Origin of the sequence: Saccharomonospora amisosensis, assembly GCF_011761185.1 — a bacterium.
GTDB classification, from domain to species: Bacteria; Actinomycetota; Actinomycetes; order Mycobacteriales; family Pseudonocardiaceae; genus Saccharomonospora_A; species Saccharomonospora_A amisosensis.
Map to the genome: position 1 here is coordinate 4069470 of NZ_JAAOYM010000001.1, position 23570 is coordinate 4093039.

Annotated in this window: 22 protein-coding genes and 2 tRNA genes; 6 read left to right on the forward strand and 18 right to left on the reverse strand. The window is 67.8% G+C overall.

The features are described from left to right. Window positions 1-19: 19 nt before the first annotated feature. A complete protein-coding gene (locus FHU38_RS19785) occupies window positions 20-718 on the reverse strand; it encodes a lysophospholipid acyltransferase family protein (RefSeq protein ID WP_167173577.1) in 699 nt (232 codons plus the stop codon). A 166-nt stretch (window positions 719-884) separates the two neighbouring features. Between FHU38_RS19785 and cofC the strand changes: the two genes are divergently transcribed. The 3 genes from cofC to FHU38_RS19800 are packed head-to-tail and all read left to right on the forward strand — an operon-like array spanning window position 885 to window position 4791. Then, a complete protein-coding gene (gene cofC / locus FHU38_RS19790) occupies window positions 885-1526 on the forward strand; it encodes a 2-phospho-L-lactate guanylyltransferase (protein WP_167173579.1) in 642 nt (213 codons plus the stop codon). 47 nt (window positions 1527-1573) lie between these two features. Next, window positions 1574-3859 (forward strand): RNA degradosome polyphosphate kinase, encoded by a 2286-nt coding sequence (locus FHU38_RS19795; RefSeq protein WP_208415747.1) that lies wholly within the window; start codon window positions 1574-1576, stop codon window positions 3857-3859. Beyond that, window positions 3856-4791, forward strand: coding sequence for an NUDIX hydrolase (locus tag FHU38_RS19800; RefSeq protein WP_167173581.1), 936 nt, complete (start codon window positions 3856-3858; stop codon window positions 4789-4791). Before FHU38_RS19795 ends, FHU38_RS19800 begins: the two co-directional genes overlap by 4 nt. An 81-nt stretch (window positions 4792-4872) precedes the next feature. Here the strand turns inward: FHU38_RS19800 and FHU38_RS19805 are convergent, their stop codons facing one another. From FHU38_RS19805 to leuC, 3 genes are all read right to left on the reverse strand, one after another. Beyond that, window positions 4873-5532, reverse strand: a complete 660-nt coding sequence (locus tag FHU38_RS19805; RefSeq protein WP_167173583.1) for an HU family DNA-binding protein — start codon at window positions 5530-5532, stop codon at window positions 4873-4875. Window positions 5533-5768: 236 nt separating this feature from the next. Further along, window positions 5769-6362, reverse strand: coding sequence for a 3-isopropylmalate dehydratase small subunit (leuD, locus tag FHU38_RS19810; RefSeq protein WP_167173585.1), 594 nt, complete (start codon window positions 6360-6362; stop codon window positions 5769-5771). Between the two features lie 16 nt (window positions 6363-6378). Further along, the gene (gene leuC / locus FHU38_RS19815; protein ID WP_167173588.1) at window positions 6379-7794 is read right to left on the reverse strand and encodes a 3-isopropylmalate dehydratase large subunit; all 1416 of its coding nucleotides are present in this window, start codon (window positions 7792-7794) and stop codon (window positions 6379-6381) included. 65 nt (window positions 7795-7859) lie between these two features. Between leuC and FHU38_RS19820 the strand changes: the two genes are divergently transcribed. After that, on the forward strand, window positions 7860-8597 hold the full coding sequence (locus FHU38_RS19820; RefSeq protein ID WP_167173590.1) for an IclR family transcriptional regulator: 738 nt from the start codon (window positions 7860-7862) through the stop codon (window positions 8595-8597). Window positions 8598-8715: 118 nt separating this feature from the next. Here the strand turns inward: FHU38_RS19820 and FHU38_RS19825 are convergent. The 4 genes from FHU38_RS19825 to gltX form a co-directional block, all read right to left on the reverse strand. After that, window positions 8716-8788: transfer RNA gene (locus FHU38_RS19825), tRNA-Glu, on the reverse strand. A gap of 50 nt (window positions 8789-8838) precedes the next feature. Next, window positions 8839-8910: transfer RNA gene (locus FHU38_RS19830), tRNA-Gln, on the reverse strand. Between the two features lie 92 nt (window positions 8911-9002). Beyond that, the gene (locus FHU38_RS19835; protein ID WP_167176331.1) at window positions 9003-9698 is read right to left on the reverse strand and encodes an HAD family hydrolase; all 696 of its coding nucleotides are present in this window, start codon (window positions 9696-9698) and stop codon (window positions 9003-9005) included. Between the two features lie 166 nt (window positions 9699-9864). Beyond that, entirely contained in the window at window positions 9865-11352 is a 1488-nt protein-coding gene (gene gltX, locus FHU38_RS19840; RefSeq protein WP_167173592.1) for a glutamate--tRNA ligase, read from the reverse strand. Window positions 11353-11438: 86 nt separating this feature from the next. Here gltX and FHU38_RS19845 point away from each other — a divergent pair, with 86 nt between their 5' ends. After that, entirely contained in the window at window positions 11439-12671 is a 1233-nt protein-coding gene (locus FHU38_RS19845; protein WP_167173594.1) for an FAD-dependent oxidoreductase, read from the forward strand. A 13-nt stretch (window positions 12672-12684) separates the two neighbouring features. Here FHU38_RS19845 and FHU38_RS19850 read toward each other — a convergent pair whose 3' ends face one another. The 10 genes from FHU38_RS19850 to FHU38_RS19890 all read right to left on the reverse strand — a co-directional run bounded on the left by FHU38_RS19850 (window position 12685) and on the right by FHU38_RS19890 (window position 22724). Further along, window positions 12685-13455, reverse strand: a complete 771-nt coding sequence (locus FHU38_RS19850) for a fumarylacetoacetate hydrolase family protein (RefSeq protein ID WP_167173596.1) — start codon at window positions 13453-13455, stop codon at window positions 12685-12687. An 81-nt stretch (window positions 13456-13536) separates the two neighbouring features. Next, window positions 13537-15141, reverse strand: coding sequence for a citramalate synthase (cimA, locus tag FHU38_RS19855; RefSeq protein ID WP_167173598.1), 1605 nt, complete (start codon window positions 15139-15141; stop codon window positions 13537-13539). 152 nt (window positions 15142-15293) lie between these two features. Further along, on the reverse strand, window positions 15294-15542 hold the full coding sequence (locus FHU38_RS19860; protein WP_167173599.1) for a hypothetical protein: 249 nt from the start codon (window positions 15540-15542) through the stop codon (window positions 15294-15296). 136 nt (window positions 15543-15678) lie between these two features. Next, a complete protein-coding gene (locus FHU38_RS19865) occupies window positions 15679-16719 on the reverse strand; it encodes a 3-isopropylmalate dehydrogenase (protein ID WP_167173601.1) in 1041 nt (346 codons plus the stop codon). Window positions 16720-16860: 141 nt separating this feature from the next. After that, on the reverse strand, window positions 16861-16983 hold the full coding sequence (locus tag FHU38_RS27810) for a hypothetical protein (RefSeq protein WP_279590188.1): 123 nt from the start codon (window positions 16981-16983) through the stop codon (window positions 16861-16863). Between the two features lie 119 nt (window positions 16984-17102). After that, window positions 17103-18698 carry a phosphoglycerate dehydrogenase gene (gene serA, locus FHU38_RS19870; RefSeq protein ID WP_167173603.1) on the reverse strand — a complete coding sequence of 532 codons (1596 nt, stop codon included), beginning with the start codon at window positions 18696-18698 and terminating at the stop codon, window positions 17103-17105. A 240-nt stretch (window positions 18699-18938) separates the two neighbouring features. Beyond that, a complete protein-coding gene (locus FHU38_RS19875) occupies window positions 18939-19196 on the reverse strand; it encodes a DUF397 domain-containing protein (protein ID WP_167173605.1) in 258 nt (85 codons plus the stop codon). A 108-nt stretch (window positions 19197-19304) separates the two neighbouring features. Further along, window positions 19305-20318: a ketol-acid reductoisomerase gene (gene ilvC / locus FHU38_RS19880; protein WP_167173607.1), complete on the reverse strand. Its 1014-nt coding sequence runs from the start codon at window positions 20316-20318 to the stop codon at window positions 19305-19307. A gap of 40 nt (window positions 20319-20358) precedes the next feature. Then, on the reverse strand, window positions 20359-20865 hold the full coding sequence (gene ilvN, locus FHU38_RS19885) for an acetolactate synthase small subunit (RefSeq protein ID WP_009152934.1): 507 nt from the start codon (window positions 20863-20865) through the stop codon (window positions 20359-20361). Continuing rightward, the gene (locus FHU38_RS19890) at window positions 20862-22724 is read right to left on the reverse strand and encodes an acetolactate synthase large subunit (RefSeq protein WP_167173609.1); all 1863 of its coding nucleotides are present in this window, start codon (window positions 22722-22724) and stop codon (window positions 20862-20864) included. The genes ilvN and FHU38_RS19890 overlap by 4 nt, the downstream gene beginning before the upstream one ends. 328 nt (window positions 22725-23052) lie before the next feature. Between FHU38_RS19890 and FHU38_RS19895 the strand changes: the two genes are divergently transcribed. Continuing rightward, the gene (locus FHU38_RS19895) at window positions 23053-23532 is read left to right on the forward strand and encodes a PH domain-containing protein (RefSeq protein WP_313886835.1); all 480 of its coding nucleotides are present in this window, start codon (window positions 23053-23055) and stop codon (window positions 23530-23532) included. The last annotated feature ends 38 nt before the right edge of the window (window positions 23533-23570 follow it).

The following is a 23570-nucleotide window of genomic DNA, read 5'->3' on the forward strand; positions in this document are numbered from 1 at the left end:
GAAGCTTCCCCTGCGCGGCTCAGCCGTTGCCCGCGGGCTTGGCGGGCGGCCGCTCACCACGGATCTCGACCAGCAGGTCGAGCACCTCCCCCATCAGCAGGTCAGTGACCTCCCTGAGCACGGCAGGGCTGCGGTCCTTCTCGCGGTAGGCCGAGAGGTCCACCGGCTCGCCGACGGAATGCACCACGGTCTTGCGGGGCAGCGGGCGGAACTTCTTGCTGTAGCCGTTCCAGATGTCCTGGGTGCCCCAGCGTGCGACCGGGATCACGGGAACGTCGTTTTCCAGTGCCAGCCGCGCAACCCCGGTGTAGGAACGCTTGGGCCAGCCGAGCGGGTCCTTGGTGATCGTCCCTTCGGGATAGATGACCACCACCTTGCCCTCGCGAAGCGTCTCGTGGGCGGCCTTGAGGCTGTCGCCCGCCTCCGAGGTGCCGCGCGACACCGGGATGCCGCCGGAACCGAGCAGGATCTTGCCGAAGATCGGCACCCTCGTCAGGCTCTCCTTGGCCATGAACCTGGGCACCCGCCGGTTACGGTGGACGAACACCGCGTCGACGGCCGGGTCGAGGTGCGAGACGTGGTTGAGGACCAGCAGCGCAGGGCCCTGTCTGGGAATGCGCTCCGCCCCACGGTAGACACTGCGTCCCAGCCAGGTCAGCGGGTAGAACAGCACGGCGGCCGCCCCGACCCAGAAGCCGCCCTTCTCCCGATCAGCCAAGGCTGCTCCCTTCCCGTCCCTTTCCGGTCCGTTGCCGAATACTTCCACGTCGCACGCGAAACCTCGGCCGATCATCCCACAGCCGTACCGGAGCCGACGTAGGCGTCGGTTGCCGTAGTTGGAAGGGCAGGGGCGCGTTGACGTGGGATTCGGTCATGATGGTGGCGTGGCTGTTGACCTGATCGTGCCGATGAAGCCTCCTGCGGGCGGCAAGTCGCGGTTGCGGGGCGCGCTGCACGGCCCGTGGGATGAGCGGCGTCACGCCGCGCTCGTGCTGGCACTCGCCCGCGACACTCTGCTGGCCGCCACGGCGAGCGCGGGAGTCAGGCGCGTGCTCGTGGTCGGCTCGGCGCCAGCCACGCTGGACGCGTTGCGGGATCTGGATGTGGAAGTCATCGGGGAAGAGGCCGCGCTGGGCCTCAACGGTGCGCTGCGCGCCGGGGAGCGCCTGCTGCGGGTCTCCGACCGGGGGGCCACCGTCGGCGCCTTACAGGCCGATCTGCCCGCCCTTCGAGCCGAGGAACTGGCCGCGGCACTCGCCGAGGCCGGTGACCGCAGGTGCTTCGCGGCCGACCGGCACGGCACGGGCACCACGCTGCTGGTGTCCGCGCCGGGACAGCCACTCGACCCCCGGTTCGGCCGCGGCTCCGCGCGGGCGCACGCGGAGTCCGGAGCGGTGCCACTTACGGTGGCCGTGCCCACGCTGCGCGGCGACGTGGACACCCCCGCCGACCTGGAGCACGCCCGGCTGCTGGGGCTGGGCACTCACACCGCCGCGCTGCTCGGGCGGGAGTGCGTACCCCACTGACCCCACTGACCCCGCTGACCCCCAGTTGCCCCGCTGACCCCGCTGACATGGGCAGGACCGAAAATTCGGTATGCGCGGCACTCGCCCGGGTGGGGAACAATGCGGGTGTGAGCAACGACGAGAGCCGGCGCGGCGACGAACCGGGAACGCGCAGGCAGGTCACCACGACGCCACCGCCCGCGAGGACGAGCGGCAACGGACGCTCCTCGGAGATCCACAACCTGCCCTCCGCTCCGCCCGCCGCGACAGGGGGAGCACAGATCCCCGACGCCCTGCCGGACGATCGCTACTTCAACCGGGAACTCTCGTGGCAGGACTTCAACGCCAGGGTGCTCGCGCTCGCCGAAGACGAGTCCCAGCCGCTACTGGAACGGGCCAAGTTCCTCGCGATCTTCGCGTCCAATTTGGATGAGTTCTACATGGTTCGCGTCGCGGGCCTCAAGCGCAGGGAGAAGACCGGCCTTTCCGTGCGCAGCGCCGACGGGCTCACACCCCGCGAGCAGCTTTCCTACATCGCCAAGCGCAACAAGGACCTAGTGGAGCGGCACACGCTCGCCTTCGAGCGGGGGGTGCGGCCCGCCCTCGCCGCGCAGGGTATCCGGATCGTGAGGTGGTCGCAGCTCGAACAGGCCGACCGCGTCCGGCTGTCGGCCTACTTCACCGAGCAGATCTTTCCCGTACTCACCCCGCTCGCTGTCGACCCCGCGCACCCCTTCCCCTACATCTCCGGCCTTTCGCTGAACCTGGCCGTCACGGTCGGCGACGCCGAGGACGGCACCGAACGCTTCGCCAGGGTGAAGGTGCCCAACAACGTGCCGAGACTGGTGCGGGTAGACCGTCGGCAGGACAACGCGACCGCGACCTTCCTTCCGCTGGAGGAGCTCATCGCCGCCCACCTCGGCGAGTTGTTCAGCGGCATGAACGTGATCGAACACCACGTGTTCCGTGTCACGCGCAACGCCGACTTCGAGGTGGAGGAGGACCGCGACGAGGACCTGCTGCAGGCGCTGGAGCGCGAGCTCGCGCAGCGCAGGTTCGGGCCGCCGGTGAGGCTGGAGGTCGCGCAGGACATGAGCGAGCACATGCTCGAACTGCTGCTGCGTGAGCTGGAGGTCGATCCGCAGGACGTGGTGGAGGTGCCAGGCCTGCTGGACCTCAACTGCCTACTCCAGCTGCATTCGGTGGACCGCAAGGAACTCAAGGACCGCCCGTTCGTCCCGGCGACCCATCCGGCCTTCGGTGAGCGCGAGACGCCGAAGAGCGTGTTCGCGACGCTGCGGGAGGGCGACGTGCTCGTGCACCATCCCTACGACTCGTTCTCCACGAGTGTGCAGCGCTTCATCGAGCAGGCCGCGGCCGACGACAAGGTGCTCGCGATCAAGCAGACCCTGTACCGCACGTCCGGCACGTCGGGAGACTCCCCGATAGTCGACGCGCTCATCGATGCCGCGGAGGCGGGCAAGCAGGTCGTCGCGCTCGTGGAGATCAAAGCCCGGTTCGACGAGCAGGCAAACATCACATGGGCGCGCACTCTGGAACGCGCTGGTGTGCACGTAGTCTACGGTCTCGTGGGCCTGAAGACCCACTGCAAGGTCGCTCTCGTCGTACGCCAGGAGGGATCGACGATCCGCCGCTACTGCCACCTCGGCACTGGCAACTACAACCCGAGAACCGCGCGGCTCTACGAGGACGTCGGGCTGCTGACCGCCGATCCGGCCATCGGCGCGGACCTGACGGACTTGTTCAACGTCCTCACCGGCTACTCGCGGCAGCAGACCTACCGCAACATCCTCATCTCCCCGAACGGTATCCGTCGCGGCATCCTCAGATACATCGGCGACGAGATCGAGGCCGCGAGGGCGGGCAGGCCCGCGGGGGTGCGAATCAAGTGCAACTCCCTTGTCGACGAGCAGATCATCGACGGGCTGTACCGGGCGTCGCAGGCGGGTGTCGAGGTCGACATCGTCGTGCGTGGCATCTGCGCGCTGAAGCCCGGTGTGCCCGGTCTGAGCGACAACATCTCCGTGCGCTCGATCCTCGGCCGCTTCCTGGAGCACTCGCGCATCTTCCACTTCCGTGGCACGGACGCCTACTGGATCGGTAGCGCCGACATGATGCACCGCAACCTCGACCGCAGGATCGAGGCACTCGTGCAGGTGAAGGACCCACGGTTGACGGCCCAACTCGACGACGTGCTGAACTCCGCGCTCGACCCCAGCACGCGATGCTGGGTGCTGCGCTCCTCCGGTGAGTGGCTGCCGTTCCCGTCGGACGGCACGACGGTGCGCGACCACCAGGTCGAGTTGCTGCGCAAGCACGGAGCGACCGGGTGAGTGGACGGGTTCGAGCCGCGGGTGCGGTGTTGTGGCGCCGGTGTCCGCACGGACATGTCGAGGTCGCCCTGGTGCATCGGCCCCGCTATGACGACTGGTCCCTGCCCAAGGGAAAGCTCGATCCCGGTGAGACCGCTCCGGTGGCCGCGGTGCGGGAACTGAGGGAGGAAACCGGCTTCGAGGCCGTATTGGGGCGATTCCTGACCCGCGTGGAATACGACTTGGGCGGCACCACCAAGGTCGTCGACTATTTCAGCGCGAGGGCGAATTGCGGGCGATTCACGCCGAACGACGAGGTCGACGAACTGCGCTGGCTTCGCCAGGAGGAAGCCGCGAGGATGGTGCACTACGACACCGACAGGCAGGTGCTCGCACGGTTTGCCGCCCTGCCCACCGAGCTGACGACGCTGCTGCTCGTCAGGCATGCCAAGGCGGGTAAGCGCGACGCGTGGACAGGTGACGACGACCTGCGCCCGCTTTCCGAAGCCGGAGTGCGGCAGGCACGGGCGTTACGTGTACTGCTGCGAAGCTTCGGCCCGGATCGGGTGCTCTCCGCGCCACGCCTGCGTTGCGTCCAGACGGTGCGAGGGGTGGCTGAGGACGCGGGTGTGGAGGTTGAACACGAACCGCTGATGTCGGAGGAGGTCTACTGGGCCGATCCCGCCACTGGGCTGCGCCGACTCCGCGACATCGTGGCGGCGGGTGGCACACCCGTTGTGTGTAGTCAGGGTGGTGTGATCCCGGACGTGGTGAACGCCTTGGCCCAGCAGGACGGTGTGGTGTTGCCCGCCACGAAAGCGGACGGGGTGGCGAGTAAGAAGGGCTCGGTATGGCTGCTGTCGTTCGCCCTAGGGCCCGACCGCGAACCTCGGCTTGTCGCCACTCATTACCTGCCGAGCCCGCTGCCCGCCCCCGTTCCGGCGGGCGGTTGAGCACCGGCACCCAGAACGCGGCAGGGCCCCCACGAGTTCGCGGGGGCCCTGCCGAGAGGTAGTCGCGTCGTGTGCGGACGCCTACTTCTTCTTCCTGGCGGCGGTGGTCTTCTTCGCCGTCGAGGCCTTGGCGGTGGAAGCCTTGGCGGTGCTCTTCGGCGCGGCCTTGGTCGCCGCCTTGGTGGTCTTGGCGGGAGACTTCTTCGCCGTCGTCGACTTGGTCGCCGCCTTGCTCGCTGTCGACTTCGTGGTGCTCTTCGGCGCGGCCTTGGTGGCCGTGCTCTTGGCTGTGCTCCTGCTCGGTGCCGCCTTCGTGGCCGTGCGGCTGGAGGCGGTGCCGCGCGTCGTCGTCGCTCGCGTACGAGTCGTGGTGCTGCGAGTCGCCGAGGGCCGCGTGGTCGCCGTCTTCGCGCCAGTGGCCCGAGTGGCGGTGGCGCGCTTGGTGGTTGCCTTCGGCAGCTTCTTGGCGCCGCTCACGACGTCCTTGAAGGTCGTACCCGCGCGGAAAGCGGGAACGTTGGTCTTCTTCACACGCACGGTCTCGCCGGTGCGTGGGTTCCTCGCGGTCCGGGCGGCCCTGGCGCGCTTCTCGAACACACCGAAGCCGGTGATGTTGACCTTCTCGCCCTTGTTGACCGTACGGATGATGATGTCGACGAGGTTGTCGACAGCTTGCGACGCGACCTTCTTGTCGCCCAAACGCTCGGAGAGCGCTTCGATGAGTTGGGCCTTGTTGGCCATTCCAGTCCTCCAAGAAGAACTACTTGTTACCCGGCCACACCGGCCGACATGCGCACACGGTATTACCAACGCAGCACAAATTCCAAACGGCACGCGGATTTTTTCCTTATCGGGTGCGCTTCCGCGCCCCCGGGCCCCCTCGCGGTCCCCTTCGAAGGGCCGTCTCGCGTGACATCGTCGTACCGGAGCCGGAGCACGGATTCCCTTTTCGAGCAGGGAATCCGTGCCCAACGCGGCTACACCGGCGTGGTGGAAGGCTTCCAGGAGGGTCGCTTCGCCTCGAAGGCCTCGATGTCGTCGGCATGGCGCAGTGTCAACGCGATGTCGTCGAGTCCCTCGAGCAGTCGCCAGCGGGTGTAGTCATCGATCGAGAAGGTGGCGACGAAGTCCTTGGCCCGTACCGTCTTCTCCCGCAGGTCGACGGTGACCTGGGTGCCCGGCTCGCTCTCGAGGATCTTCCACAGTTGCTCGACATCGGCCTGCTCGCACTCGGCGGCGAGCAGGCCCTGCTTGCCCGAGTTGCCCCGGAAGATGTCGGCGAACCGAGAGGAGATGACCACCCGGAAGCCGTAGTTCAGCAGTGCCCAGACGGCATGCTCCCTGGACGAACCCGTACCGAAGTCCGGCCCGGCGACGAGCACGCTGCCCGCCCGGTACGGCTCCTGGTTGAGCACGAATTGCTCGTCGCCGCGCCAGGCGGCGAACAGACCGTCCTCGAAGCCCGTACGGGTCACGCGCTTGAGGTAGACGGCGGGGATGATCTGGTCCGTGTCCACGTTGGACCTGCGCAGCGGCACTCCGACCCCGGTGTGCTTGGTGTAGGGCTCCATGTTCTGTAACGCTCCTTCAGTCCAGGTCTTCCGGCGAGGACAGGGTGCCCCGTACGGCCGTCGCGGCCGCCACGAGCGGCGAGACCAGGTGGGTGCGACCACCCTTGCCCTGCCGACCCTCGAAGTTGCGGTTCGAGGTCGACGCGCTGCGCTCACCGGGCTTCAACTGGTCGGGATTCATCCCGAGGCACATCGAGCAGCCTGCCTGCCGCCACTCGGCGCCCGCCTGCGTAAAGATCTCGTGCAGCCCTTCGGCCTCCGCCACCTGGCGCACCCGCATCGAGCCGGGCACGACAAGCATGCGCACCCCGTCGGCCACCTTGCGGCCACGCAGCACCGTGGCCGCGGCACGCAGGTCCTCGATCCGGCCGTTGGTGCACGAGCCGAGGAACACGGTGTCCACCGCGATCTGCCGCAGCGGGGTCCCCGGAACAAGATCCATATAGGACAGGGCCTTCTCGGCGGCCACGCGCTCGGTCTCGTCCGTGATCCGCTCGGGGTCGGGAACCGACTCCGAAAGCGGCAACCCCTGGCCGGGGTTGGTACCCCAGGTCACGTACGGGGTGAGCTGGGCGGCGTCGATGTCCACCTCGGCGTCGAACTCGGCTTCGGCGTCGGTGCGCAGTTCACGCCAGTTGGCCACCGCGGCGTCCCAGTCGGCGCCCTTCGGCGCGTGCGGGCGGTCCTTGAGGTAGGCGAAGGTCGTCTCGTCGGGCGCGATCATGCCCGCTCGGGCGCCTGCCTCGATGGACATGTTGCAGATGGTCATCCGCGCCTCCATCGAGAGCGACTCGATGGCGCTACCCCGGTACTCGAGCACGTATCCCTGCCCGCCACCGGTGCCGATCTTGGCGATGACGGCGAGGATGACGTCCTTGGCGGTAACGCCCGGGCGCAGGTCGCCGTTGACGTTGATCGCCATGGTCTTGAACGGACGCAGCGGAAGCGTCTGCGTGGCGAGCACGTGCTCGACCTCGGACGTGCCGATACCGAAGGCCATCGCGCCGAAGGCACCGTGTGTCGAGGTGTGGCTGTCACCGCACACCACGGTCATACCGGGCTGCGTCAGGCCGAGTTGGGGGCCGATGACGTGCACGATGCCCTGCTCGTCATCTCCCATGGGGTGCAGGCGGATGCCGAACTCCGCGCAGTTGCGGCGAAGCGTGTCCACCTGGGTACGGGAGACCGGATCGGCGATGGGCAGGTCGATGCCCGTTGTGGGAACGTTGTGGTCCTCGGTCGCGATCGTGAGGTCGGGCCTGCGAACCTTCCTGCCAGCCAGGCGTAGCCCGTCGAACGCCTGCGGGCTGGTGACCTCGTGCACGAGGTGAAGATCGATGTAGAGCAGGTCCGGCTCAGCGCCTTGGCCGCGGCGCACGGTGTGCGCGTCCCACACTTTCTCTGCCAGTGTGCGGCCCCGCTTGATTGTCATCAGGGCTCCTTACGTGAGCATGCCGATTCTGGACTTCCCAAACTGCGAGATTATAGTATCGCTTTGTGGGACAGCCCAATGTTAGCAACCAGCAGACATCTGAAGCTCGGGCCAGCGGCATCGGTGTTCTCGACAAGGCGGTCGCCGTGTTGCACGCCGTGTCGGAGGAGCCGTGCGGGCTGGCGGAGTTGTGTTCACGCACCGGGCTACCGCGCGCGACCGCGCACCGGCTGGCCGTAGGGCTGGAGGTGCACCGGATGCTGCGCCGCGGTCCCGACGGGAGGTGGCGGGCGGGGCCTGCCCTCGCCGAACTGGCTGGCGGCACGGTGGACCCGTTGCTGGATGCCGCGAGCGTGATACTGCCGAAGCTGCGCGACATCACCGGCGAGAGCGTCCAGCTGTACCGCAGGGACGGTGTCCAGCGGGTGTGCGTGGCCACGGCGGAGCCGCCGAGCGGGTTGCGCGACACCGTGCCGGTTGGCGCGCGGCTGCCGATGACGGCCGGGTCGGGGGCGAAGGTGCTCGCGGCGTGGGCGGACGAGCACACCCAGCGAGCGATCCTGGCCGACGCCGTCTACGGCGAGCGGACCCTGCTCGAAGTGCGCAGGCGGGGGTGGGCGCAGAGTGTCGCCGAACGTGAGCCGGGGGTGGCGAGTGTGTCGGCGCCGGTTCGCGACACGACCGGCGCGGTGGTGGCGGCGGTGTCGGTATCAGGGCCGGTCGAGCGCATCGGCCGCAAGCCCGGCGGGCGGTGGGCCGCGGATCTGCTGGCGGCGGCGGAGGCGCTGCAAGACCGACTCTGAGGCGTCCGGTTCGCCGGTCCCCGCCCGCGAACCGGACTCGCGGGCATTTGACGGCGATATCGAAAAAGCGAGGGCCTTGTTCGAGATTTTCTCTCGAACAAGGCCCTCGCTTTTGGCGTACCCCCGATGGGATTCGAACCCACGCTACCGGCGTGAGAGGCCGGCGTCCTAGGCCGCTAGACGACGGGGGCTTGCTGTGTTGCCTGAGACAACCTACCAGGTGGTGGTTTTCTCTGAGCAGCTGGGGTACCAGGACTCGAACCTAGACTAACTGAACCAGAATCAGTCGTGCTGCCAATTACACCATACCCCAAGAGATGCCTCACCCAAGCGCACTCCGGCTCGGCACCGCTGGAAAGAAATACTAGACCACGGCGAAGCCTGCCCGATAACCGGCCCTTGCCCTCAACGGGGAACGGGCACCCCCACCCTGGCGAACTCCGAGACCAGCAGCTCAGGCAGATCGGCGAGGGTGTAGAGCACGTGCACGTCCGACGGGACGTCAGCAGCCGTCCCTGTCCGGTCGAGCCACACCCCACCCAACCCCGCGTCGCGGGCACCAACGGCGTCGGTAGCCAGCTTGTCCCCCACGTGCACGGCTTGCGCCGGTTCGCAGTCGAGCTTGAAGCAGACCGTCTTGAACATCACGGGGTCGGGTTTGGCGACACCGACCTCGCCCGCGATGGCGACGTAGTCGAAGAAGCGCGCGAGCCCCAGCATCGCGAGCTTCTCCCGCTGGTGGGCGCCGGAAGCATTCGTGACGGCCGCGAGCCGCACACCCGCCGCCGTCAGCCATTCCAAACAGGGCAGGACATCGTCGAAGAGCCGCCACGAGCGGCGCAGCATCTCCTTGCGTTTCTTCTCGAACCCGGCGACGTCCGCCATGCCGACGCTGATACCCAGTTCGGCCAGGAACGCCTGGGTACGCCTGCCGTGCATGTCGGGGTACTCCAACTCGCCCGTGACGACCCTCGCCACGTGCTCGTCGGTGATTCGCTCCCACACCGGCCACATGTCGGTTCTGCCGATCAGCGCTTCGAGCGATCTTCGACTCGCCGCGGAGAAGTCGATCAACGTGTCGTCGATGTCAAGGCAGACCAACCGCAGTTCCGGCGGTGTCCAGGGGGGAGCGTCGTCGTGTTCGGAAACTCTTTGCGATGCCGTCGGGGAGCCAAGCGCAAAAGCCACCCCGAGAGGCTAGGGCACTTTCGCTTTGATCGACTCGGCTGACGAGGTGAAAACCCGGCCGCTGTTTCGGTCCAGCCCCCTACGCTGAGTTGCCCGTGAGGGCCCGCCGCAAGCGTGCGAGTGACACCTGGCGTCCGAGTAGTTCCATCGACTCGTACAGCGGGGGTGAAATTGTCCGCCCTGTAACGGCGACGCGTATCGGAGCGAATGCCTTACGGGGTTTGAGCCCGAGTCCATCCACGAGCGCCTGCTTGAGCGCCTGCTCGATGGCGGCACTGTCCCACGAGGGCAATGTGTCGAGTGCCTCGACGGCGGCGCGCAGCACCGGCTCCGCGTCAGGACCGAGCGCCTTCGCCGCGGCGGCCTCCTCCGGCGCGAACTCCTCCTCGGCGACGAATAGGAATCGGACGAGATCGACCGTTTCGGACAACACGGTGACGCGCTCCTGCACGAGCGGGGCGATCGCTCGCAGGGTGGCCAACTGCTCGTCGCTCGGTGTCGCCGGGAGCACGCCCGCGGAACTCAGGTAGGGCGTGACTCGCCGGGTGAACTCCTGCACGGGCAGCGCACGGATGTGCGTGCCGTTGATCGCCTCGGCCTTCTTGATGTCGAACCGGGCCGGGTTCGCGCTCACCTTGGTTATCTCGAACGCCTCGACCAGCTCGTCGACGCCGAACACGTCCCGATCCTCGGCGATCGACCAGCCGAGCAGCGCGAGGTAGTTCAACAGCCCCTCGCGGATGAAGCCGCGGTCGCGGAGGTTGAACAGGTTCGACGAGGGGTCTCGTTTGGACAGCTTCTTGTTGCCCTCCCCCAGTACGTATGGCAGGTGACCAAACTCGGGCACGAAGTCGGTGACGCCGATCCGGCGCAGCGCCTGGTACAGCGCGATCTGCCGGGGGGTCGACGGCAGCAGGTCCTCGCCGCGCAGTACGTGCGTGATCCGCATGAGCGCGTCGTCGACCGGGTTGGTGAGCGTGTAGAGCGGCTGGCCGCTGGCTCGCACGAGCACCGGGTCAGGGATCGTGCCCGCCCTGAACGTGATGCCCCCGCGCACCAGGTCGGTCCAGGTGATGTCCTCCTCCGGCATGCGCAGCCGCAGCACGGGCTCGCGGCCCTGCTCGCGTAGCCGCTCCTTCTGCTCGCCGGTCAGCTCACGGTCGTAGTTGTCGTAGCCCAGCTTGGGGTCCTGGCCCGCCTCCCTGCGCCGCTGCTCGACTTCCTCGTTGGTGGAGAACGCCTCGTACAGCTCGCCCGCCTCCAGCAGCCGGGCGGCGATGCCGGCGTAGACCTCACCGCGCAGGCTTTGCCGGTACGGCCCGTACTCGCCGCCGACCTCAGGGCCCTCGTCCCAGTCCAGTCCCAGCCAGCGCAGCGCGTCGAGCAGAGCCTCGTAGGACTCCTCGGTGTCCCTTGCCGCGTCGGTGTCCTCGATCCGGAACACCAGGCTGCCGCCGTGATGCCGCGCGAACGCCCAGTTGAACAGGGCAGTGCGGATGAGGCCGACATGCGGCATCCCGGTGGGGGAAGGGCAGAAGCGGGCGCGTACGGCGTTCGTCTCACTCATAGCCGCTCCAGCGTATCGCTCTTGACGCGGGCGTGAATCCGGTGCATCGTGAAGATATTCAACACTCGATGAATAAGGGGGCGGCCATGGCCGAACGGACGGCATGCGTCGTGATCGGGGGCGGGCCCGCCGGAATGATGCTGGGCCTGCTGCTGGCACGAGCCGGGATCGAAGTGACCGTGCTGGAGAAGCACGCCGACTTCCTTCGGGATTTCCGAGGCGACACGGTGCACCCTTCGACGATGCGGTTGCTGGACGAACTCGGCCTCGGTGAAGCCTTCGCCAAGTTGCCGCAGAGCCGGATGGAACAGATCGCCTTCCCCATCGACGAACGGGAGTACGTCGTCGTCGGTGATCTGCGACGGCTGAAGGTGCCCCATCCATACATCGCCATCACACCGCAGTGGGATCTGCTCAACCTCCTCGCCGAGGCGGGCAACCGGGAGCCCACCTTCCGGTTGCGGATGCGCACGGAGGCGACCGACCTGATCCGTGAGGGTGGCCGGGTGCGGGGGGTGCGCTACCGCACCGACGACGGCACGACCGGTGAGGTCAGAGCCGAGCTGACCGTGGCCTGCGACGGGCGATGGTCCATCGCGCGGGAGCTACCAGAACTGCGCTACAAGGAACTGCCCGTGCCCATCGACGCGTGGTGGTTCCGGCTCAGCAGGAAGCCCGAAGAGGACCACTCCTCGCTACGGCCGACCCTGCGCGACGGTCGGTTCGCGATCGTCATCCCGAGGACGGACTTCTATCAGATCGCCTACATCGGCAAGAAGGGCATCGACCCGATGCTGCGCGCCCGCGGCATCGAGAGTTTCCGGCACGAGGCAGGCAGGCTGCTCGTCGACCTTGCCGACCGCCTCGATGAGCTGGCGTCGATGGACGACGTCAAACACCTGGACATCCGGCTCAACCGGCTGAGCCGCTGGCACCTCGACGGCCTGCTGTGCATCGGTGACGCCGCACACGCGATGTCGCCCATCGGCGGCGTCGGCATCAACCTCGCCGTGCAGGACGCCGTGGCAGCGGCCACGCTGCTCGCCGGTCCGCTACGGCGGGGCCGCGTCAGCGGCCGGACACTAGCGAAGGTCCGGCGAAGGCGGCAATTGCCGACCGTCATCGTGCAGGCGCTTCAGCACCTCCTGCACCGCACGGTCGCCGCGCCGCTCGTCGAAGGCAACCGGGCTGGCCCGCCGAAACCGGTCACCACGGCGCTGCGACGGATGCCGTGGTTGTCGTTCGTGCCCGCCTACCTCGTCGGGGTTGGCCCCCGGCCGGAACACGCTCCCGCGTTCGCGCGGCGGCCGCCCGGCTGAGGGCGCGGCAAGTTCAGGCTGCCTGTACCGGGTTGGTTAGTGTGCCGATCCCCTCGACCGTGATCGACACCTGCTGGCCGGCCGTGATCGGTCCGACGCCCTCCGGGGTGCCGGTCAGGATGAGGTCGCCTGGCAACAGCGTCATCACCGCCGAGACGAATTCCACGAGTTCGGGCACCTTGTGCACCAGTGCCGAGGTCCGCGCGTCCTGCTTGACCTCGCCGTCCACCTCGGAACGGATGGCGAGGTCGGCGGGATCGACAGCGGTCTCGATCCAGGGACCGACAGGGCAGAAGGTGTCGAAGCCCTTGGCCCTTCCCCACTGCCCGTCGGACTCTTGCAGATCCCGTGCGCTGACGTCGTTGGCGATCGTGTAGCCGAGGACGGCGGCCCCCGCGCGAGCGGCGGGCACGTTCTTCACCGGCTGCCCGATCACCACGGCCAGTTCGCCCTCGAAGTCGACCCTCGTCGACACCGCGGGCAACTTGATCGCCGCGTTGGGGCCGATCACGCTGGTGGACGGCTTGAGGAAGATCATCGGTTCGCCGGGAACCTCGTTGCCGAACTCCTGCGCGTGGGCGGCGTAGTTGCGGCCGACCGCGATCACCTTCGTGGGCAGGATGGGCGCGAGCAGCCGCACGTCCGCGAGCGGCCACCGCCGTCCCGTGAAGTTCGGCTTTCCGAACGGATGATCGGCGATCTCGAGAACCTGCGCTTCGTCACCGTCCCCCTCGATCGAGGCGAACGCGACACCATCGGGGTGAGCAATTCGAGCCAGTCGCACCGTCGAATCCTAACTCGGGCCATGGGCGCGTGCCGTAGGCAACGGGTCGGGCCGGTGCCGATCGGCGCTGGCACGCGCCGCCTACTTCCGCAGGCTCTTGTGCACCAGGGCGTCGCACAGAGCGAGCCAGCTCGCCTCGACGATGTTGGCGTGAACACCGACGGTCGTCCATTCCCGCTCGCCGTCGGACGACTCGACCAACACCCGCGTGACCGCGTCGGTACCCGGATGGCCTGCGAGGATGCGCACCTTGTAGTCACTCAGCTCCACGCTGTCCAACCAGGACAGGTGCGGCGAGAGCGCCTTGCGCAGGGCGGCGTCCAGAGCGTGCACCGGGCCGTTTCCTTCCGCCGTGGCGATCACCCGCTGGCCACCGACGTGCACCTTGACCGTGGCCTCCGATCCGACCTCGCCACCCACACGGTGGTCGAGTACCACCCGGTAGGACTCCAGCGTGAAGGGCGGCTCCGCGGGTGCCTTCCCCGTCTCGGCCAGCAGCAACAGCTCCAGCGACGCGTCGGCGGCCTCGAACGACCAGCCCTGCGCCTCCATGCTCTTGACCTTCTTCACCGCGCTGGAAAGCGCCTCCGGCTGTGCGGCCAGGTCCAGCCCGAGCTCGCGTCCCTTGAGCTCGAGGCTGGCCTTGCCCGCCATCTCGGTGACCAGCACCCTCATGTCGTTGCCGACCAGAGCCGGATCGATGTGGTTGTACAACAACGGGTCCACTTTGATCGCGCTCGCGTGCAGCCCCGCCTTGTGGGCGAAGGCCGACGACCCGACGTAGGCCTGGTGGGTGTCGGGCGCGATGTTCGCGATCTCGGCAAGCGCATGGGAGACGCGCGTGAGCTCGGCGGCACCGCCCTCGGGCAGCACCTCCATGCCAAGCTTGGCAACCAGGTTTCCCGTAACGGCGAACAGGTCGGCGTTGCCTGCCCGTTCCCCGTATCCGTTCGCGGTGCACTGCACGTGGGTCGCACCCGCCTGCACCGCCGCGATGCTGTTACCGACCGCGCAGGCGGTGTCGTCCTGGCAGTGGATACCGAGTCGCAGGCCGGTGCGCTGCGCGACCTCCCTCACGGTCTCGGCGATGCCCAGCGGCAGTTGGCCGCCGTTGGTGTCGCAGAGCACCACCACGTCGGCTCCGCCGCGGCCCGCGGCGTCAAGCACTCGCAGTGCCGTCTCGGGGTCGTATGCGTAGCCGTCGAAGAAGTGCTCCGCGTCAAGGAAGACCCGCCTGCCCTCACCGACGAGGAAGGACACCGTGTCCTCGACCATGGCACACGCCTCTGCGACGTCCACGCGCAGCGCCCGCTCGATGTGCCGGACATCCGACTTGGCGACCAGCGTCACGACCGGTGCCCGCGAGTCGAGCAGCGCGCGCACCTGTGAGTCCTCCTCGGCCCGAACGCCTGCCCTGCGCGTGGAGCCGAACGCGACCAGCACCGCGTGCCGCAGCGCCAGTTCGCCCGCGGCGGCCCTGGCGAAGAACTCGGTGTCCTTGGGCATCGCACCCGGCCAGCCACCCTCGATGTAGCCGACACCGAGCTCGTCGAGCAGGCGCGCGACCGCCAACTTGTCGGCGACGGAGTAGGAAATACCCTCCCGCTGAGCCCCGTCACGCAGCGTCGTGTCGTAGAGGTGGAATTGGTCGCCGAGCGGTGTGCCGGCAGGTTCCGTGCGGGTCACGGGTCTCTCCTTGAGAAGGTCTCCTGACAAACAAAAAGACCCCCCGCGGGTGCGAGAGGTCTGCGCGCCGGGTGCTTTGGGGAAGCACTTACCCGGCGCGCTGGCGGATAATGATCACGCGAGACGTGTTCACGGTAGGCATCATGCCACACCTATCGCGAACCGCGCCGCTCAGCCCCTGTCTCCCCGGTGTAGCCGAGATCTTCACCGGCCACCCTGCCGACGAACGTGTCGGTGTGGCCTGGGCCCGTTGAGGACTGGTTGTCGCCTCGGTCGTCGTCCTGCCTTCCCCCTGTCGGCCTTGACCTGACCACCATCGGGTCGTCGGCGGCGTCGGCTTCGGTAGCGCTGGATGAGCGCGGTTGCCTGCGCGCGAGCAGTTTCTTGAGCCATGTCCACATGCCCAACCACCTCACAGCGGGAGTTGTCTTCCCACTGGGATGCCCACATCGGGTGGTTTCCACACGGCCAGGACCCAAAGCGAAGGAGCGGAGCACTCGGCTCCGCTCCGCTGCCCGGTTCGCCCGCGAAACTCCCCTAGCCGACCTGGCTGGTGTTCGACGACACCAGCGCCGCGAGCCGGTCGCCGATCGCCTGGGTGTTCCCCGGCGACGCCTGGTCGCGGGTGGCGAGGTCGAAGGCCACCGAGGCCTCGACCCGGCGTGCCGCCTCCGGCATCCCGAGATGGTCGAGCAACAGCGACATCGACAGCACTGCCGCGGTGGGATCGGCGAGGTTCTGGCCCGCGATGTCGGGCGCGCTTCCGTGCACCGGCTCGAACATGCTTGGGTTGGTACGGGTGATGTCGAGGTTGCCGCTCGCGGCCAGCCCGATACCACCGGTCACCGCCGCCACGAGGTCGGTGATGATGTCGCCGAACAGGTTGTCGGTGACGATCACGTCGAAGCGGCCAGGGTCGGTCACGAGGTGGATGGTCGCGGCATCGACGTGGGAGTAGGCGACGGTCACGTCGGGGTGCTCCAGCGAGACCTCCTCCACGATCCTGGACCACAGCGACCCGGCGTGCTCGAGCACGTTGGTCTTGTGCACCAGCGTGAGGTGCTTGCGCGGACGCTGCTCGGCCCTGTCGAACGCGTCGGCGACAACCCTGCGAATGCCGAACGCGGTGTTCACGCTGACCTCGGTGGCGATCTCGTTCTCGGTGTCCTTGCGAAGCAGCCCGCCGTTGCCCGCGTAGGGGCCTTCTGTGCCCTCACGAACGACGAGCAGATCGATCTCACCAGGGTCGGCGAGCGGGCTGCGCACACCCGGGTACAGCCGTCCTGGGCGGAGGTTGACGTGGTGGTCCAACTCGAAGCGCAGCCGCAGCAGCAGTCCACGCTCGAGGATGCCGCTGGGCACGGTGGGGTCGCCGACCGCACCGAGCAGGATCGCGTCGTGCTCGCGGAGTTCGCCGAGCACGGACTCAGGCAGCAGTTCACCTGTGGCATGCCAGCGGGAGGCGCCGAGATCGTAGTTGGTGATCTCAGCGCTCGGGGCGACCTCTCCGAGCACCTTCAGCGCTTCGGTCACCACCTCGGGCCCGATCCCGTCGCCGGGGATCACAGCGAGCCGCATCCACACACCTCCGTCAGTCGGGCACCCGGCGTCCCAGGCTGCCCATCACCATCGAGTCCAGCGACGGCAGGCTACCGGCACCCGACAAACGGCCGAAGCCCTACCACCCGTACGCCGCAGCCATGCGGCACCCGCCGTCACTCAATGGTGGCACAGCGCTACCGTGTGCACATCACCGAGTGCGGAAAGGTGCGGACCACCCGCCACCGCCACCGCCACCGCTACCGCGAGGCTGTAGCCATTCCACAGCCATTCCACAGCCATTCCACAGCCATTCCACAGCCATTCCACAGCGGACGAGAGGCGGTCCGTGCCAGCAAACGGAACTGCCCGCCCGCTTCGAGTCGTTGGCGGGCGGGCAGTCAGCGCGAGGCTTCGGTGGCTCAGTCGAAGGTGATCGCCCGGATCATGCGGGCATCGACGGTGGCACCGATCGGCTTCAGCAGGTGCTCGTCCACGGCGCGGTCGACGCGCAGCAGCATGATCGCCTCGGAGCGGTCGGTGGTCTGGCTGATCTGGGCGGCCTCGATGTTGATCCCGGCCTCACCGAGCAGCGTTCCGACCCGGCCCATGATCCCGGGACGGTCGGGGTACTCCAGCAGCAGCATGTGGCCCTCGGCGCGGATGTCGAAGTGCCTGCCGTTGACCTCGATCAGCTTCGGCACCTCTCCCTTGCCGGACACCGCACCCGACACCGAGTGAGTCGTCCCGTCGGCATGCACCGCGCGAACGGTGACCTGACTGCGGTAGGTGGTGCTCTCGGGCTCGGTGGTGACGCTCACCTGCACCCCGAGGTCATCGGCGAGTCGGGGCGCGTTGACGAAGGTGACCTGGTCCTCTACCACGCCGGAGAACACGCCGCGCAGCGCGGCCAACTGCAGCACGCTGACGTCCTCACCGGACAGCTCGCCGCTCGCGACGACCGACACCGACGACGGCGGCTTCGTGCTGAACGCCGAAAGCACGGTGCCCAGTTTCTGCGCCAGTGGCAGGTACGGCCGCACCTCCTCGCCGACGGTGCCGCTGGCCACGTTGACCGCGTCGGGAACGAAGTCCCCACGCAGTGCCAACAGAACCGAGTGCGCCACATCGGTGCCCGCGCGGTCCTGCGCCTCCACCGTCGAGGCACCCAGGTGCGGGGTCACAACGACGTTGGGCAGTTCGAACAGCGGGCTGGACGTGGTGGGTTCGGTGGCGAAGACATCGACGCCAGCCCCGCCGACCCGGCCTTCCCGCACCGCCTCGGCCAGCGCGTCCTCGTCGATGAGCCCGCCACGGGCCGCGTTGACGATGATGGCACCCGGCTTCACCTTCGCCAGTGCTGCGGCGTCGATGAGTCCCTTCGTTTCCGGTGTCTTCGGCAGGTGGATCGAGATCGCGTCGGCTCGCTGCAGCAACTCGTCCAACGAAACCAACTCGACGCCGAGCTGAGCCGCGCGAGCAGGCGAGGCGTACGGGTCGTAGGCGAGCAGGTGGGTGCCGAACGCCTCGAGGCGCTGTGCGACCAGCTGGCCGATCTTGCCGAACCCGACGACACCGACGGTCTTGCCGTGCAGTTCCACACCCGTGAACGAACTGCGCTTCCATTCACCGCCACGCAGGCTCTGGTCGGCGGCCGAGACCCGCCTTGCAACGGCGAGCAGCAACGCGACGGCGTGCTCGGCGGCGGAGACGATGTTGGACGTTGGCGCGTTCACCACGAGCACACCGCGCTGTGTGGCGGCGGGAACGTCTACGTTGTCCAGCCCCACACCTGCCCTGGCCACAACTTTGAGTTTCGACGCCGCACCGAGAACTTCCGGGTCGACCTTGGTCGCGGACCGTACGAGCAGCGCGTCAGCCTCCCGTACCGCGTCCAGCAACGCGGGCCGGTCCGTTCCGTCGACGTGTCGGACCTCCACCTCGTCCCTGAACACGCTCACCGCCGACTGTGCAAGCTTCTCGGCGAGGAGAACGACTGGCTTGCTCGAATTCGTCACGATGCGCCTTTCCTGAGTTCGGGAATCGGTTCGCGGACGCGCTCATCTGGAGACCACGGCAGTGTGTCCTCAACGCCCGCAGTTTAGCTCCAGGCGTTAACGCCGATGCAATACGTCCACAACGGCGCACGGTGCGGAATCAGCCGTTCACCGGCGAAAGCGAGTGAGGGAAGTCGGCAATGTCACAGCGCGAGGCGCGGCCACGACGCACCGTGGCAGACTGAGTTCCCAACGTGGTGTTCAACGTGGTCTGTCGAACTCGCCGTCGCGCACACCGGCGAGGAAGGCGTCCCATTCGGACGGAGTGAAGACGAGGGTTGTCCCGTCCGGTTCGGACGACTGCCGCAAAGCGACGTAGGTGAGACTGTCGCTGTGGGTGACGAAGGCGTATTCGAGCGTGTCGCCCTCCGGACGCAGCCGCTGCCAGGTGGCCTCACGGAGGTCGAGTTCCGCACGGATGGCCGCCTTGTCACGGGCGGCCAAGTGTCCCGTATCCATAGGGGGCCACGGTAGGCCAAATGGGTGCAAAGAGCACCCCGTAACGCGCGAAAAGGCCACCTCGGTCGTCGAGCGGACCAAGGTGGCCTTTCGGGTGCGATGCCGGAGTCAGGCGGTCTCGGTGATCGGCCGATCCACCCAGGACATCAACCCGCGCAGCTTGGCGCCGGTCTCCTCGATCGGGTGCCGCTCACCGGCCTCCTGCAGCTTGCGGAAGTTCGGCCTGCCCGCCTCGTCCTCGGCGACCCACTCACGCGCGAACGTGCCGTCCTGGATCTCCCGCAGAATGGCCCGCATGTTCTCCTTCACCTCGGGGGTGATCACGCGCGGGCCACGGGTGAGGTCACCGTACTCGGCGGTGTCGGACACCGAGTACCGCATGCGCGCGATCCCGCCCTCGTACATGAGGTCGACGATGAGCTTCAGCTCGTGCAGCACCTCGAAGTAGGCGATCTCCGGCGCGTAGCCGGCCTCGGTAAGCACCTCGAACCCGGTCTGCACGAGGGCCGAGGCACCACCGCACAGCACCGACTGCTCGCCGAACAGGTCGGTCTCGGTCTCCTCGGTGAACGTCGTCTTGATGACGCCCGCACGGGCACCGCCGATGGCCGCGGCGTAGGACAGCGCCAGCGCCTGCGCGTTGCCGCTCGGGTTCTGCTCGACCGCGATCAGGCACGGCACACCCTTGCCATCGACGAACTGCCTGCGAACCAGGTGTCCAGGGCCCTTGGGCGCGACCATCGCGACATCCACATTGGCCGGAGGCTTGATGAGTTCGTAGCGGATGTTGAAGCCGTGCCCGAAGAACAGCGCGTCGCCGTCGGACAGATTCGGCTCGATGTCCTCGGAGTAGATGAACCGCTGCTTGGTGTCAGGAGCGAGGATCATGATCAGGTCGGCCTCGCTCGCCGCCTCGGCGGGTGTCAGTACCCGCAGACCCTCCTCCTCGGCCTTCGCCCGCGACTTCGACCCCTCTGGAAGACCGATGCGAACATCGACACCGGAGTCGCGCAGGCTCAGGGCGTGCGCGTGGCCCTGGCTGCCGTACCCGATCACGGCGACCTTGCGACCCTGGATGATGCTCAGATCGGCGTCGTCGTCGTAGAAGATTTCGACTGACATGAGGGGTGGTACTTCCTTTCGACTCTTGAACGTAGTGGGTTCAGCGCACCGATGCCGCCGTGATCGACCGCGCGCCCCGGCCGACGGCGACCATGCCCGACTGAACGAGTTCGCGCACGCCGTACGGTTCCAGCATCCGCAGCAGCGCACCGATCTTGTCGCTGGTGCCGGTGGCCTCGATGGTGAGCGCCTCCGGCGAGACGTCGACGACCTTGGCGCGGAACAACTGCACCGTCTCCAGGACCTGGCTGCGCACCGTGGCGTCGGCCCTGACCTTCACGAGCAGCAGTTCCCGCTGCACCGAGCTGGCAGGGTCCAACTCCACGATCTTGATGACGTTGACGAGCTTGTTGAGCTGCTTGGTCACCTGTTCGAGCGGTTGCTCTTCGACGGCGACCACGATCGTCATCCGGGAGACCTCGGGGTTCTCCGTCGGCCCCACGGCGAGGGATTCGATGTTGAAGCCGCGACGGGAGAACAGCCCCGACACCCTGGCGAGCACGCCGGGGACGTTCTCCACCAGAACGCTCAGCGTGTGGTTGGTCATTGCGACACCTCGTCGTCCTCGAACAGCGGCCGGATACCCCGTGCGGCCATGATCTCGTCGTTCCCGGTCCCCGCCGCGACCATCGGCCACACCTGAGCATCCTTGCCCACGACGAAGTCGATCACGACAGGGCGGTCGTTGATCTCCATCGCGCGCCGGATGACGTCGTCGACCTCGTCCTTGGTCTCGCAGCGCAGGCCTGCGCAGCCAAGCGCCTCGGCCAGCAGTGTGAAGTCGGGGATGCGGTGCTTGTGCGTGCCGAGGTCGGTGTTGGAGTAGCGCTCGGCGTAGAACAGGTTCTGCCACTGGCGCACCATGCCAAGGTTGCCGTTGTTGATCACGGCGACCTTGATGGGCACACCCTCGATGGCGCAGGTAGCCAGTTCCTGGTTGGTCATCTGGAAGCAGCCGTCCCCGTCGATCGCCCACACCTGCTTGTCAGGGCAGCCGAGTTGGGCGCCCATCGCGGCAGGCACCGCGAAGCCCATCGTGCCGAGGCCACCGGAGTTGATCCAGGTGCGCGGCCGCTCGTAGGAGATGAACTGCGCCGCCCACATCTGGTGCTGACCGACACCGGCCGCGTAGACGGCGTCGGGCCCCACCAGAGCACCGATCCGCTCGATCACGTACTGCGGGGACAGGCTGCCGTCCGAGGGCCAGTCGTAACCCGCGGGGAACGTGTCGCGCCAGGAGTTGAGCTGAGTCCACCAAGGCGTGAGGTCGACCGACGGCGCGCTGTCCCGCTCGGCCTTCACCGCGGCGATCAGCTCGGTGATGATCTCGCCGCAGTCGCCGACGATCGGCACGTCGGCCTTGCGGTTCTTCGAGATCTCCGCTGGGTCGATGTCGGCATGCACGACCGTGGCATCCGGGGCGAACGAGGACAGCTGCCCGGTGACCCGGTCGTCGAACCGCGCTCCCAGTGCCACGAGCAGGTCCGAACGCTGCATCGCGGCCACCGCCGCCACCGTCCCGTGCATCCCGGGCATCCCCAGGTGCTGGGAATGGGAGTCGGGGAACGCACCTCGCGCCATCAGCGTGGTGACCACCGGGATGCCGGTCAGCTCGGCCAGTTCCCGAAGCTGCTCCGACGCCTGCGCCTTGAGCACTCCACCACCGACGTAGAGCACCGGCCGCCGTGCGTTGTTGATGAGCCGCGCGGCCTCCCGAACCTGCTTTCCGTGTGGACGCAGCGTCGGTCGGTAACCGGGCAGGTGCAACTCAGGCGGCCATGAGAAGGATGTCGCCTCCTGCAGCACGTCCTTGGGGATGTCCACGAGCACCGGCCCCGGCCTGCCGGTGCTGGCGAGGTGGAACGCCTCGGCGACCACCCTCGGGATGTCGGCGGGGTCGGTGACGAGGAAGTTGTGCTTGGTGATCGGCATCGTGATGCCGCAGATGTCGGCTTCCTGGAACGCGTCGGTGCCGATGAGCGAGCGGGTCTGCTGGCCGGTGATGGCCACCACCGGCACCGAGTCCATGTGCGCGTCGGCCAGTGGGGTCACCAGGTTGGTGGCGCCCGGCCCCGACGTGGCCATGCACACACCGACCTTGCCGGTCGCCTGCGCGTATCCGGTGGCGGCGTGGCCCGCACCCTGCTCGTGCCGCACCAGGACGTGCCGCACCTTCGTGGAGTCGAGCAGCGGGTCGTAGGCAGGCAGGATGGTGCCGCCCGGGATACCGAACACCACCTCGACGCCGACCGCTTCGAGCGAACGCACGAGCGACTGCGCACCGGTAACCCGTACCGGTGTTCCCGCGGGCGGGGCGGGCTTCGGCCGTGCTCCTAGCTGGCTGGGCGACGCCTGGTGTGGCGTCGGCCCGGCATTCGTTTCCGATCGCGAGGTGGCGCTTGTCATCGGTTCTGCCTCGTGGGTCTGGAGTGCTGGTGCGCTCTGTCGGCTCTTGTCGGCTCTTGTCGGCTCTTTGTCGTCTGTTCCGGGCACTAAAAAACCCCCGCCGACCGAAATGGTCGCACGAGGGTCGCGCGTCGACGCAGAGGTGACTTCCCTACGCGTCGACGCGCTTGGGAAGTACGAGAATGGTCTGCGGTTTCACATTGCCGACGTTAATCGCCCCCGGTCACGGGTGTCAACTCTGCGGAATCGTGATCCCGGATACTGGACCGTCCGACCGTTGGACGCCCCCGAGTTTGGCCGCCGCTCACCAGCGGTGCACCATCGAAGGGTGGCAGATGACTCGACGAACCAGGCAGCGGCGACGCCGCGGGAGTCGGCGCAACAGGCCGAGCCCGCTGCCGGTGGCGCCACCGCCGACGAGGGCAGGCGGGCGATCTTCCGCGTGCCCGCCACCGCCATGCTCGCCGTGCTCCTGCTGTTCGTCGGCGTGTTCCCGGCCGCGACCGCGCTCCCCGCGCTCCTTCCGCTGCTGCTGATCCCGATCGGGCTTGCCTTGTGGGTCGCGCGAACCCGCACCACGGCCACCCGCGACGGCATCACCGTGCGAACACTGTTCGGCAAGCGGGAACTGCCGTGGGAGGCGCTGCGGGGGTTGTCGATCACACCCAAGTCGAAGATCGAGGCCGTGCTCTCCGACGGCAGCAAGATCGCGCTGCCGACGGTGCGGACCCGGCACCTGCCCGTGCTGTCGCTCGTAAGCGCGGGCAGGCTGCCCGACCCGTCCGGGTTACTCGACGAACCCTCCTGACCGTTTGCGGGGTTCGGCCGTGGCGTCCGCACCGGCGG